This is a genomic window from Shewanella sp. 10N.286.51.B2 (assembly GCF_041469265.1).
Classification (GTDB): domain Bacteria; phylum Pseudomonadota; class Gammaproteobacteria; order Enterobacterales; family Shewanellaceae; genus Shewanella.
This window is the reverse complement of the sequence record NZ_JBFRKH010000014.1, coordinates 98,388-110,885: the sequence shown is the minus strand read 5'-3', so window position 1 is coordinate 110,885 and position 12,498 is coordinate 98,388. Positions and strand designations below refer to the sequence as shown.

Annotated in this window: 10 protein-coding genes; 3 read left to right on the top strand and 7 right to left on the bottom strand. The window is 43.1% G+C overall.

The features are described from left to right. Positions 1–103: 103 nt before the first annotated feature. Both AB4140_RS04025 and parC read left to right on the top strand, forming a co-directional pair. On the top strand, positions 104–1,219 hold the full coding sequence (locus tag AB4140_RS04025) for a PQQ-dependent sugar dehydrogenase (protein WP_102439946.1): 1,116 nt from the start codon (positions 104–106) through the stop codon (positions 1,217–1,219). Between the two features lie 18 nt (positions 1,220–1,237). After that, positions 1,238–3,529: a DNA topoisomerase IV subunit A gene (gene parC / locus AB4140_RS04020; RefSeq protein WP_102439945.1), complete on the top strand. Its 2,292-nt coding sequence runs from the start codon at positions 1,238–1,240 to the stop codon at positions 3,527–3,529. 130 nt (positions 3,530–3,659) lie between these two features. Here parC and AB4140_RS04015 read toward each other — a convergent pair whose 3' ends face one another. Both AB4140_RS04015 and AB4140_RS04010 read right to left on the bottom strand, forming a co-directional pair. Further along, a complete protein-coding gene (locus tag AB4140_RS04015; protein ID WP_076539068.1) occupies positions 3,660–3,854 on the bottom strand; it encodes a bacterioferritin-associated ferredoxin in 195 nt (64 codons plus the stop codon). Positions 3,855–4,233: 379 nt separating this feature from the next. After that, the gene (locus tag AB4140_RS04010; RefSeq protein WP_303446487.1) at positions 4,234–5,160 is read right to left on the bottom strand and encodes a D-2-hydroxyacid dehydrogenase; all 927 of its coding nucleotides are present in this window, start codon (positions 5,158–5,160) and stop codon (positions 4,234–4,236) included. 35 nt (positions 5,161–5,195) lie between these two features. On the opposite strand from AB4140_RS04010, the gene AB4140_RS04005 reads away from it, so the two are divergent. Continuing rightward, complete coding sequence (locus tag AB4140_RS04005; RefSeq protein ID WP_371999877.1) at positions 5,196–5,528, top strand: DUF3392 domain-containing protein; 333 nt, start codon at positions 5,196–5,198, stop codon at positions 5,526–5,528. 32 nt (positions 5,529–5,560) lie between these two features. Here AB4140_RS04005 and AB4140_RS04000 read toward each other — a convergent pair whose 3' ends face one another. From AB4140_RS04000 to rsgA, 5 genes are all read right to left on the bottom strand, one after another. After that, the gene (locus tag AB4140_RS04000; protein WP_102439942.1) at positions 5,561–6,304 is read right to left on the bottom strand and encodes a glycerophosphodiester phosphodiesterase; all 744 of its coding nucleotides are present in this window, start codon (positions 6,302–6,304) and stop codon (positions 5,561–5,563) included. Between the two features lie 4 nt (positions 6,305–6,308). Beyond that, entirely contained in the window at positions 6,309–9,512 is a 3,204-nt protein-coding gene (locus AB4140_RS03995) for a mechanosensitive ion channel domain-containing protein (protein WP_102475906.1), read from the bottom strand. Between the two features lie 52 nt (positions 9,513–9,564). Next, the gene (locus AB4140_RS03990) at positions 9,565–10,455 is read right to left on the bottom strand and encodes a DMT family transporter (protein WP_241903573.1); all 891 of its coding nucleotides are present in this window, start codon (positions 10,453–10,455) and stop codon (positions 9,565–9,567) included. Between the two features lie 35 nt (positions 10,456–10,490). After that, positions 10,491–11,351 (bottom strand): archaetidylserine decarboxylase, encoded by an 861-nt coding sequence (gene asd / locus AB4140_RS03985; RefSeq protein WP_102439940.1) that lies wholly within the window; start codon positions 11,349–11,351, stop codon positions 10,491–10,493. A gap of 66 nt (positions 11,352–11,417) precedes the next feature. Continuing rightward, positions 11,418–12,473 carry a small ribosomal subunit biogenesis GTPase RsgA gene (gene rsgA / locus AB4140_RS03980; RefSeq protein ID WP_102439939.1) on the bottom strand — a complete coding sequence of 352 codons (1,056 nt, stop codon included), beginning with the start codon at positions 12,471–12,473 and terminating at the stop codon, positions 11,418–11,420. Positions 12,474–12,498 lie beyond the last annotated feature (25 nt).

The following is a 12,498-nucleotide window of genomic DNA, read 5'->3' as shown; positions in this document are numbered from 1 at the left end:
CAGTTTTATGCCCATAACAATTGCCCATAACGATTGCTGATAGCAATTGCTTATAACAACAATGAAGGCAAAAATTACTAAGATGTCGAACATAAAATTTAAAATGGACTTTAAGCAAGCGAAGACAGCGTTAAAGGCGTTGTCCGTGCTTGCTTTAACACAAATGACTGTGGTTAAAGCTTTTGCAGCCGACACCATGATGATTACTGTGACTAAAGGATTTGGGCTGACACTGTATGCCTCAGATTTAGGTGATGCCAAACAAATGGCAATGGGCACTAACGGCACCTTGTTTGTCGGCTCAAAAAAGAGCGGCACCATTTATGCTTTAGTCGACTCTGATAACGATGGTCAGGTAAACAAACGCTACCTAATTGGTAAAGGCTTAGAGTACCCAGAAGCTATCGCGTTTCATGACGGTGATTTGTATGTCGCTGATCAAGACCGTATTTTACGTTATCAAGATATTGAAGACCGCCTTAGGCGTCCTGGTAGACCCAAAGAGGTGTACTCAGGGCTGCCAAGTGTTGAGCGCAAACATGCTCGTGGGATGAAGTTTGGACCCGATGGCCGACTGTATATCTCTATTGGTTCTCCGTGTAATGTGTGTGAAGCAGAAGCGCCATTTAGCAGCATGTTAGCCATTGATATTAAGACGGGTGACACCGAACAAGTGGCATCAGGATTAAGGCGGGTTATTGGTTTTGACTGGTCGCCGAGCAGCGCTAAATTATGGTTTGCTGATCAAGGCCGAAATTGGATGGGTGATACCATGCCAGCCGATGAAATAAACCGCATAGACGTAAAGGGTAGCCATTTTGGTTTTCCCTATATTCATGGAACCAATGTTGTTGAGCCTTCTTTTAAGAAACCAGACAACCTCAATGTTTCAACACCAGAATTTGAATTACCAGCGCATGTAAAACCAACCAGCCTACTTTTTTATCAAGGTGATAATTTTCCTGAGCGTTACCATCATCAATTATTTGTTGCTGAAAATGGCTCGTGGAATCGCTCAAGTAAAATTGGTTATCAGGTGGTGATGTTAGCCCTTGAAGATGACCAAATTATCAAGCGCGAAAGAGTCGTCAGCTTTTTAGACGGTGAGTTTCCCGTTGCTAGACCTTATGACCTGATAAATGCACCCGATGGTGCAGTGTTCATCTCTGATGACCTAAAAGGCAATGTATATCGCTTGTTTTATAAAGCGCCAGAATAATCACAGGAATATTAACTAATGAGTGATGCGATTGAATTAAGCCTTGATGGTGTAGAGCAAATGCCCCTACGCCGTTTTACAGAAGAGGCTTATTTAAACTATTCAATGTACGTAATCATGGATCGTGCTTTGCCACATATTGGCGATGGTTTAAAGCCTGTTCAACGTCGTATTATTTACGCTATGAGCGAGCTTGGATTATCAGCTCAATCTAAGCCTAAAAAGTCTGCTAGAACCGTGGGTGACGTATTAGGTAAATACCATCCCCATGGTGACAGTGCGTGTTATGAAGCTATGGTATTAATGGCGCAGCCATTTTCCTATCGTTACCCCTTAGTCAAAGGTCAAGGTAACTGGGGGGCGCCAGACGACCCTAAGTCATTCGCAGCCATGCGTTATACCGAAGCGACCTTATCAAAATTTTCAGAAGTGCTTTTATCTGAATTAGGCCAAGGCACGGTTGAATGGGGCGTTAACTTTGACGGAACTTTAAAAGAGCCGAAATCATTGCCTGCACGCTTACCGCATATTTTATTAAACGGTATTACCGGTATTGCCGTGGGTATGGCAACCGATATCCCACCACACAATGTGCGTGAATTAGTGTCTGCGTGTGTGGAGTTATTGGATAATCCTAAAGCGGAACTTGAGCGCCTAATGGAGCTGGTACCAGGGCCAGATTATCCGACCCAAGCTGAAATTATTACCCCAAGTAAAGACATTGCCAAGATTTATGAAACAGGTCGTGGCTCGATTAAAATGCGCGCGGTTTACGAGATTGATAGCGGCGAAATTGTCATTACTTGTTTGCCACATCAAGCTGGTAGCGGCAAGATTTTAGAGCAAATTGCTAACCAAATGCAGGCTAAAAAGTTGCCGATGGTGGCAGATTTACGTGATGAATCTGATCACGAAAACCCAGTACGACTAATCATTGTGCCTCGCTCAAATCGTGTTGATTGCGATCAGTTAATGGCGCATTTGTTTGCCACTACGGATTTAGAAAAGAGCTTTCGAGTTAACTTAAATGTGCTCGGCCTTGATGGTCGCCCAAGGGTTAAAGGCCTGAAAGAGATGCTAACTGAGTGGCTCAGTTACCGCATCTCAACCGTGACCCGTCGTTTGCAATACCGTCTTGATAAGGTACTTGCAAGGCTGCATATTCTTGATGCTTTGATGATTGCCTTCTTAAATATTGATGAAGTCATCGAGATCATTCGCTTCAATGATGAGCCGAAAAAAGAGTTAATGTCACGGTTTGATTTATCAGATAAGCAAGCCGAAGCGATTTTAGAGCTTAAGTTACGTCATTTGGCCAAGCTTGAAGAATTTAAAATTAAAGGTGAGCAAGAAGAGTTAGCTGCAGAGCGCGATAAGCTGCAACTTATTTTGGGTTCTGAGCGCCGCTTAAAAACCTTAGTTAAAAAAGAGCTCATACAAGATGGTGAAACCTATGGCGATGATCGCCGCTCGCCTATCATTGAGCGTATTGAATCAAAAGCCTTAACTGAGCAAGAGTTGACCCCAGCAGAGTCAGTGACCGTAGTGTTATCTGACAAAGGTTGGGTACGCTGCGCGAAAGGTCATGATATTGATGGCGAAGGGTTAAATTATAAAGCCGGTGATAGCTTCTTATGTAGTGCCAGCGGTAAGAGTAATCAGCCATCAGTGTTTATCGACTCGACAGGGCGGGCGTTTGCAACCGATACACATACGCTACCTTCTGCTAGAAGTCAGGGTGAACCAATCACGACACGCTTTAATTTAGCGCCAGGGGCGGTAATGCGCCATGTGTTGATGGGCGTTGATTCACAATGCTATTTATTAGCCAGTGATGCCGGTTACGGTTTTATCGGCTCTTATGCAGATATGGTGAGTCGTAATAAGGCTGGTAAAGCATTATTAAGCCTGCCTGCGAATGCGCAGTCCTTAGTGCCTAAATTGGTTAAAAAAGGCGTGCCTCAGTCAATTATGGCGATAACCAATGAAGGCCGAATGCTTATCTTTGATGTTGATGCCTTGCCGCAGTTATCGAAAGGTAAGGGTAACAAGATCATTGGTATTCCAACGGATCGCGCTAAGAGCAGAGAAGAGCTATTGATCCATCTTGATGTTATTCCACAAGAGGCGTCAGTTACCCTGTGGGCTGGTAAACGTAAGCTAACTTTAAAACCATCTGATCTTGAGCATTATCGTGGTGAGAGAGGCCGTAGAGGCGCGAAACTACCTCGTGGTTTACAACGGGTCGATAGTGTTGATATCGAGCTCGGTGCGCAAACGGATGCTGACATTGAGCCATCAAGCGATTAATCGCGCAGCAGAATAGCCATAAAAGAAAGACATAAAAAATGCTGCCAATGGGCAGCATTTTTTATGAGAATTTGATTTTAACCTGAGGATGAACTTAAGGCTTGAGTTAGCCTTGCTTTTTAGCAACAGCTTACGCCACTTCGTAAAATTTAGGTTCTACGTCAACTTGAGCCTGAATAATGTTGCTCGCCATACGTGCACATTTACCACATTGATCAGCAACACCTAAGCGTTTTTTAACGTCAGCTAAAGAGCTATCGCCATGTTTGCTTACCGCTTCTTTAATTTGGGTATCAGTAATTCCGTGACAAAGACAAACGTACATAAAGCCTCTTCAATTAATCTGATTCATATCTTAACTTAGACAATTCATAAGGCTAAGAGATGATCGCTCGTTGACTATAATGCAATTCTAAATGAAAACCGTTCTCATTGCTAATAACTTTTTATCAATTTCTTAATTGGTGCCAAGAATATTAGTTATTAAAAATTGCTAACTTGCTCACAATTACTGCTGCAATGGGAGTTTAATGCCAATATCGGCGTTATCAATTGGATTAAAAGGAAGAGGTCTTAGGGTTTTCAAGTCGGGAGGATATAGACTCCAGAGGGGGTTACTTTTATTCAATATCAGCTCATCCATGAGATTTAAATTACAGTATGACTTAATTGTTAGGCATTATGCTGGCGGTTAATAATAAAGATTAATAGCCCTTAAAAAAATCGACCAGATGCTTTAAAGGTTGCTGTGTTGTCCATAAATGGAAGTTTTCAACGAACACTTCTACCACTTGTTCAGGAAAGCTTGGGGCGGCAATATGGGGGGTGATAATGGCATTAGGGCAATGCCAAATAGGGTGGTCTGCGGGCAATGGCTCTTGATTAAAGACATCAAGGATTGCGTTTTGTTGTGGCTTATTGAGTAATTGCGCAGCTAAGGCATCTAAATCGAGCACATTTCCGCGGCCAAGGTTGAACAGCACACATTCATCAGGTAGTAATGCCAGCATGGTTTTGCTTAATAGATTCTCAGTTTCTAAGGTGCTAGGTAGCGTACTGGCGATGGTGTGTGCACTAGGCAAATAGTTAGCTAAGTGCTCAATAGTATCAACATGGTCAAAATGCGCCTTTGGCTCGCCGCTACGACTCAGGCCGGTAACCGTCATGCCGAAATGCTTCGCCGTTTTAGCAATATGCTGGGCAATCGAGCCGGTACCGAGTAACAGTAAGCCTTGGCCTTGTAAGGTTCTGTAGCTACCAGGGATCCATTGCTTATGTTGCTGCTGTTGTTTATATTTTGCATGCTCTCGCTGGTGGGCAAGTAAATAACCAAATAAATATTCACTCATCAAAGGGCCAAAAATCCCTTTGATATTGGTTAGGACGTAATCCCGTCGTTGTCTAGAACCTGTAAGGCGATCAACACCAGCAAAAGTGGATTGCATCCAAGTTAAGTTGCGACCTAAGTTAAGTAATGGCGCCGCAAGATGTGGCTCTGCAAACCAGATATCAGCCTCAGTAATACTACTAGGCTCATCGCCTAGAATTGTCAGATCCTTGAGGTGGTGAGCCGCTAATAATTGACGAAACCTGTCGTTATCTTGGGTTAACAATAATAACTTGTGTGCCATAAAATCCCTGTAAGTCGATTAAATTGAGGAAGTTAATGGATCAAATAATAGCATTTATTGCCCAGCTTGGCGCAATGCTTCATCCGTGGATGAGTGAAATTGCCACTGCGTTAGTGGCCTGTTGTATTGTGGTGTTTGCCACCGATATTAATCGGGTATTACGCAAGGCGTTATCGGGTCAGGGCTTTTTTGTCCGAACTTGGGTATTTGTACTGGTGAATGCTTTTGGTTACGGCTTAGGGATTGTCAGCGTTAGCCCGTGGTTAGCGAGGCAACTTAAATCAATGCCTTCACAATGGATGCTGTTACTGCTACTGGTGGCATTTTTTGCTGTTGGCGCTTGGGCGCAACGAAACAGGCAAGTTTAACGGTGTCACTTGCCTGTTGCTTTAGGGGGTATTTAGCCAAAGCATAAATGGTGGTCAGTTGCTTGAGAATCAGTGTCTTGTTGATTTAATTGCTGGATTACAGCGGCGGCTTTATCGGGATAGTTACTGAATATCCCATCTACGCCAATGGCGTTCAAAGCTTGAATGTCTTCGGCATTATCGACGGTGTAGACATAAATTTTAGCGCCGCGTTGATGGGCATCATTGACCATTTTATGGGTGACAAAATGTATATCAACATGGATAGAATAGGCATCAAGGGCTGATACTGATTCAGCATAGTTTAGCGGCACGCCCGCTAAAATGGGTGCCACTCTAGCATGGGGGAGATGTTGTTTAACCTCGAGTAAGTAAGGCTGATTAAATGATGAGATCAGTAGCTGATCTGGGCTAAAGCCAAGCTGCTCAATCATGTCGTTATAGCAAGCAATAAGAGGCGCGGCGGTGTGATAGCCTTTAAGCTCAATATTGACAATACAGCGACCTTTAATCAGGCCCATGACTTGCCATAGCGTCGGTAGTTTATGCTGCTTGATAGTCACATTATTGATAGTGTCTAAGCTACTTAGATGCACTAACCCTTGTCCTGAGGTTTTGGTTTCTAGGCGGCGATCATGAAATACAATCAGTTGCCCTTCCACATTATAAACATCAAGTTCAATGGCACTAACCTTTAACGCCAGTGCTTTTTCCATTGCCGCAAGGGTGTTTTCTACTTCATAACCACTCGCACCGCGGTGAGCAAAAATCAGCATTTATTTAACCTTTGATAATTTTATTAAATTCACGACTCTGACCATTATTGATATGGATTTCCATTTGTGGGTACGCCAATTCAACTTGGTTTTCTTTTAGTTTTTTACAAATACGTTTGTGAAGGTTATGCCTTAAGGGCCAACGATCGTTCATGTCTTTAGCATAGGATCTGACTTCATAATCTTGGGTGTGCTGGCCAAAACCTGCAAACCAGACTTCAGGCTCAGGGAAGGTCAATGATAAGTCACATTCTCTTACTGCTTGATGGAGTAAGGCTTCAACTTTTGATGGATCTGCATCACGCTGCACTGACACATAAACGATAACTCGGGTAATAGGATCAGATAACGACCAGTTGACCAGTTGTTCTGTAATAAAGGCTTTATTGGGGACAATAATCTCTTTTCTGTCCCAATCGACAATGGTTGTGGCTCGAATTTCAATTTTGCTGACGGTGCCGGTTAAGTCGCGAATGGTCACCGTATCGCCTATTCGAATCGGTTTTTCAAATAAGATAATCAAACCAGAAATAAAGTTAGCAAAAATTTCTTGTAAGCCAAAACCAAGGCCCACCGATAGCGCTGCAACAAGCCATTGTAATTTCGACCATTCAACCCCGACGGTGGAAAACCCGATTAACATGCCAAGAAATACCACCACGTAACTACTTACGGTGGTGATAGCAAACCCTGTACCTGGCGATAGCTCTAATCGTTGTAAAATGGTCAGCTCTAGTAAACCCGGCAGATTTTTAGCAATCATGGCGGAAAAGCCAACGGTGATAAAGGCAAACAGAATTGACTTTAAGGTGATCGGAATTTGCTGCTCTATACCGTTAACTACCGAATGGGTGCTCCATAAGGTAATGCCATCAAGGAAAGAAAACAGTGCAGTATGGGTTTGAGAAATAAGCCCAAGTAAACTAGCAAAAAAGGCTAAAATCAGTAGCGAACGTACTAACCCCAGCGACTGACTCGAGATAGTTTCCAGGTCGACTTTGGGCTCTTCATAGTTTTCAGAGACATCGGGGGTATTATTTAGTTCGCCACGCTCACGTTGCGCCAGTCTTTCTGCTCGTTTGGTTTTAGCGCGATCAAAGGCAATTAAACGGCGCTCGATTAGCATCCAACGCTTTAGTAGTTGGTACAACAATAAAAAGCCTAAGCCTAGCAATAAGGCTAATTGCAGCTGCAGTAATACTTGAAAGGCACTAAAATAGTAACCTATTAGGGCGAAAACAATGCTGGCGCAAGGCACTGTGATTAAAAATGCCCAAATGACTTTATGGAGTAATTTCATGTTCTTGCCATCATTGGCGTTGGCACGAAAATCATTAATAAAGGCATATAAATCTTTATATAGCATCAATAGCGAGATGGTGAATAAGAAAAATGCCAAACGACCAATACTGTTACGAATAAGCGAGCTATCAAGGGCTTCAGTAAAACCGATAATGCCAATTAATGGCCAGCTTAAGACAATAAAGCGCAGGGTTTTTTCTTGAAGGCGCCTAATTAAGGTTTCAGGTCTTCTAAAGTGACAGACTAAAATGCCATTATCACAGGCAAGTAATGCAAAGACTCGGTACACCAAGTAGCTGCCACCCACAGATAACACGCCAACCCCAATTGCATGCACCAAGTTCAGTTCTGAGGCAAATAAAATCCATCCAGCAAGTAGTACCGGTAATGGTTTTACTAGCGAATAACATAAACTTAGCGCTAAGGTTTTAGCGGTGTATTTGAATTTATCTTGGGTTACGTTACCCACATATTGACCATAATGTTCAATGGTTCTATTAAATTTAGGCGTCAATAAATCCTGGGCCATTAAGCACAATATCAAGGTGATCACCCACCAAGCCCAATATATATTTTGCTCTGCCCACGCTTGTTTAAGCAGTTGCCCTTGTTGGGTTTGCATCATCCATACGGTGGCATTCTTTAAGTCAATAAGCCACAAACCGGATATTGCCGCCGCATTGGGAACCCAAAATAAATGTTCATTGAGGGTGTTTTTAAGATCAAGATAAATCTGTGTTAGCTGCTCATAACTATTGCGCAGTTTAGCTTGCTCATTGAGGTATACATCATAGCTTTGTACTACTTGTTCGATTAGGCTTTGCTGAGAGGTAAGTAATTTTACTTGGGTATTATTAAGATACTTCTGATTGCTCAATTGTTGCTTATTTAACGCTTTTTGTTGCTCAGCCTGATAACGCTTTAGGCGTGAGTCAGCAACGGATGCCAGTAATTTATCTTGGTTTGTCGGCTTAGGTAAGGACTGCAGCATCTGTAAAAAACGGTCGCCAAATGCAGAGTTAGTTTCTACCCAGGTGATTTGCTCCTCAACATTAGCCAGCTGTAGCGCATGGGATTGGTATTGTTTCTCTGCTTTTTCTTGCAACTCGATGGTGTCTGAAATGGCATTATTTATACGGATTAATTCGTCAGCATACTGCTGATTTTGTGCGCTTATCTCTTGCGAGGCTTCATCGGCAAGTTGTTGCTCATCAATCAGGTTGTTGGCAATGGTATTGGCGGCTTTTTGTTGGCGATATTGATTGTTTTTTTGGTTTAACTGCTCAATTAATCGCTCTTGCTGGGCATGCTCTAAGCGCAAAAGCTGTAATTGCAGTTGCACGATTTGTTTTTGTTTAGGACCACTGGAGAGCTCAGAAGATAAGGTTGCGATATGTTGCTCAAGTAACTCAGCTTGTAAGCTTTGCAGCTTGCCTAAAGGGGTATCCAAAGGCGCTTGTCGGGCACGCTTATGCTGATTTAAGGCTTCTTTGGCTTGGCGTATTAAGGTGGGTAAGGCTGTTTGTCTTTTATTAAGCTCAACTAACTGCAAGCTTAAATCATTTTCGGATTGTTTTTGCTCTGATAAATGGTAGTAAGCCATTGAGGCTTGTTGGCTAATATCAACATCGTCATTGATGATGATTGGCGCTGCGGGCTGATTGATTTTTGCAGTAATGCTGTTGATTGTGCCAGCACTTGTCGACTCAAGATCATCATAGCTTTGGGCTTCATTACGCAGCCTTGTGATACTTTGCTGGACATTGTCTATTTGAGTTGGAATGTCCACAACCGCGATTGTATTGGTATTTTTAGCAAAGCCCAAGCGCTTGTCTAACTGCAGCGGAGAGGTTGCAGAGGCAGTAAAAGAAATAATACAGAACAATAAAACCGCAATACGTATCATAGTTGGATGATTACTTAAGAGGGACTAATACAATGGTAACAAAAACCTGAGTTTACGCTTTATTTTTTTTATGATTTTGCTGAGTTTCGAAAATTGCGGTGGCTAAGATAATCAACCCTCCCACAGTGGTAGTGACATTGACTTGCTCATTTAACAATAGCAAGGCTAATACCGTGCCATAAAAGGGCTGCAGACATGAGACGAGTCCGACAGTTTTAGCGCTTAATTGACGCAGCGCTGAGGCAAATAAGGCGTGGGGGGCAGCGGTAAAAAATACCCCTAAAATGACAATTGTTGTCCACATTTCAGCCTTGATAGTATCTAATTCCACTTCTAACCACGGGCTTAACACGACTACAGCTACGAATGTTTGATAAAACATAGCCTGAGGGCCGCTATAACCACTGAAGTAGCGTTTATGGAGCAAATTGCGGCCAGTGAATAACGCAGCAGATAAAATACCTGTAGCAATGCCTAAGGTGACATCATTTTCGAGGTTGGCCTCGGGAATAAGTAACATCACTCCGATTAATACCACTAAACCTGAAATAACATCCACTAATTTAAGCCGTGTGTTATTGACTAGCGGCTCTATAAGCACAGTCATGACGGGGTAGGTGAAAAAAGCAATCATGCCAATGGCAACTGATGACAGTTGCATTGAGGCGAAATAGGTCACCCAATGCAAGCTAACAAGAATACCGAGGCCTAGGGCGACTAAGTAATGTTTGAATTGCTGTAATTGTAGCTTTTTCTTGCTTAATTTGACGATACAGCCAAGTGCAAAAAAGGCGATAACACAACGCAGTACTGTGATGTCTAGCGCATTGAGGGGGATAATTTTAGAAAATAGTGCAGTACCGCCAAATAGCAGTACTGCGATATGCAATTGAATTAACCCTGAGTTTGGATTCGATCCTTTGAAAGCGCCTGTTGGCATCATACTCGTTCAACTAACCATGTTGTGGGCAATAACGATTACTTTAAATGAGCGAAGGCTTGACCCATGCGTGTGGTTTGCGTTGGCTCAACGCCTTCGGCAAAGCTTTCAATAGCGTCTTGAGCAAATAACATTACTACGGTAGAGCCTAACTTAAAGCGGCCCATTTCGGCGCCTTTTTCTAACGTCAGTGCTTCAGGACCTTCAGTTGGGTAATCCCATGTGAAGACTTGCTTACCACAAGGCGGGGTCACTGTGCCTGCCCAAACAGTTTCAATACTTGCCACAATCGTTGCGCCAACTAATACCATGGCAAGTGGGCCTACTTCAGTTTCAAAAATAGCGACAACACGTTCGTTACGGGCAAATAGCCCTGGTACATTTTGCGCAGTTAACGGGTTAACCGAAAACAAATCACCAGGAATATAAGTCATTTTCGACAAGGTGCCAGTGATTGGCATGTGAATTCGGTGATAATCTTTGGGTGCTAAATAAATCGTTGCAAACTCGCCATCATTAAAACGTTCAGCATCTTTAATCTGACCGCCTAACAGGGCTAAGGTGGTGTAGTCATGGCCTTTTGCTTGGACAATTTTGCCAGCTTGTACTGGACCACATTGACTTACTGCGCCATCAACAGGGTGAGCGACTGTTTTCGCATCTTCAACAATTGGGCGAAGACCCGGTTTTAATGCGCGGGTAAAAAAGGCATTAAATGTTTTATAGGCTTCAGGCTCACTTTGAGCCGCTTCAGACATATCAATTTTATACTGCTTGATGAACCATCGAATACCTGCAGTGGTGATTGCGCCAGCTTCAGCGGCAGCAAGTTTACCCACAAGACGTGAAAGTAAGTGTTTAGGTAAGATGTATTGCAAAGCAATTTTAACAGAGTCCAATTGAATACCCTTTTGAGTTGTTGAGGTTGTTATAATATAACAGTTAATATTTGTACGTCAGCGACGTTACTCGTCAGCGGCGCGGAAGTGGCGAGCATGTCGCTGTTCATCTAGGCTGGCAATAATGCGCTGGTAATTACTAAATCTATCTTGGGTTATTTTCCCATCAGCTAGCGCCGCTTGCAAGGCGCAACCTGGATCATCACCATGTTTGCAGTCTCTAAACTTACAGGTACCGATGTAATCTCTAAATTCAATAAAGCACCAGCCTACGCGCGGGGCAGGTAAGTGCCATAGCGCAAACTCTCGTACACCTGGAGAGTCAATTAAGTCGCCGCCACTTTGAAAGTGAAGTAACTTTGCCGTCGTTGTAGTGTGCTGACCTAGGCCTGAGTTATTGGATACATCGCCAATTGCTAGCTCTGCATCAGGCATCAGTGCATTAATCAGCGATGATTTACCTACACCTGATTGCCCTGCAAATACGCTAATTTTATCAGCAAGTAAGGCTTTTATTTGATCAACACCTTCACCAGTATGGCTACTGACCATATAGACGGGGTAACCAATCTGGCGGTAACGCTCTAATGCCACTTCGACTTCTTCACGATTGTCATCGGTTAATAAATCCATTTTATTAAGAATGATGACTGGTGGAATATCGGTGTCTTCAGCGGCAACCAAGTAGCGGTCAATAATTTGGGTGGTAAAGCTGGGTAAAATCGACGATACAATCAAAATTTGATCAATATTGGCAGCAATGATTTTTACGCCATCATATAAATCTGGACGAGTTAGCGACGAAATCCGTGGATGAACCGCTTCAACAATGCCCCCAATACCACGATCGGTTTCATTGGCAAGGCGCACTAGCACTTTATCACCGGTTACAAGGCTAGTGATATTACGGCGAATATTACAACGGGCGACAGTGCCATCTTCGGTTTCAATATCAGCATGCTGACCGAAACGTGAAATAACAATACCCTGCTGTTCAGGCCCTAGTAGACTATCCTGTAACTCGTTAGCAGAATCTTGTGTGTCTTTGCGTTTTAGGCGCTTACTCTGATTGTCGCGCATTCTGCGCTTTTGACCTTGGCTAAGTGGTTTCTTTTTACTCACAGGCTAATCTTCATTAATTTGGTGT

Bases quoted from the DNA above. Each gene is read 5' to 3' on its own strand.
- AB4140_RS03995 (WP_102475906.1), bottom strand. From the start codon at position 9,512: ATGATACGTATTGCGGTTTTATTGTTCTGTATTATTTCTTTTACTGCC.
- AB4140_RS04010 (WP_303446487.1), bottom strand. From the start codon at position 5,160: ATGGCACACAAGTTATTATTGTTAACCCAAGATAACGACAGGTTTCGT.
- AB4140_RS04015 (WP_076539068.1), bottom strand. From the start codon at position 3,854: ATGTACGTTTGTCTTTGTCACGGAATTACTGATACCCAAATTAAAGAA.
- AB4140_RS03990 (WP_241903573.1), bottom strand. From the start codon at position 10,455: ATGATGCCAACAGGCGCTTTCAAAGGATCGAATCCAAACTCAGGGTTA.
- AB4140_RS04005 (WP_371999877.1), top strand. From the start codon at position 5,196: ATGGATCAAATAATAGCATTTATTGCCCAGCTTGGCGCAATGCTTCAT.
- parC (WP_102439945.1), top strand. From the start codon at position 1,238: ATGAGTGATGCGATTGAATTAAGCCTTGATGGTGTAGAGCAAATGCCC.
- AB4140_RS04025 (WP_102439946.1), top strand. From the start codon at position 104: ATGGACTTTAAGCAAGCGAAGACAGCGTTAAAGGCGTTGTCCGTGCTT.
- AB4140_RS04000 (WP_102439942.1), bottom strand. From the start codon at position 6,304: ATGCTGATTTTTGCTCACCGCGGTGCGAGTGGTTATGAAGTAGAAAAC.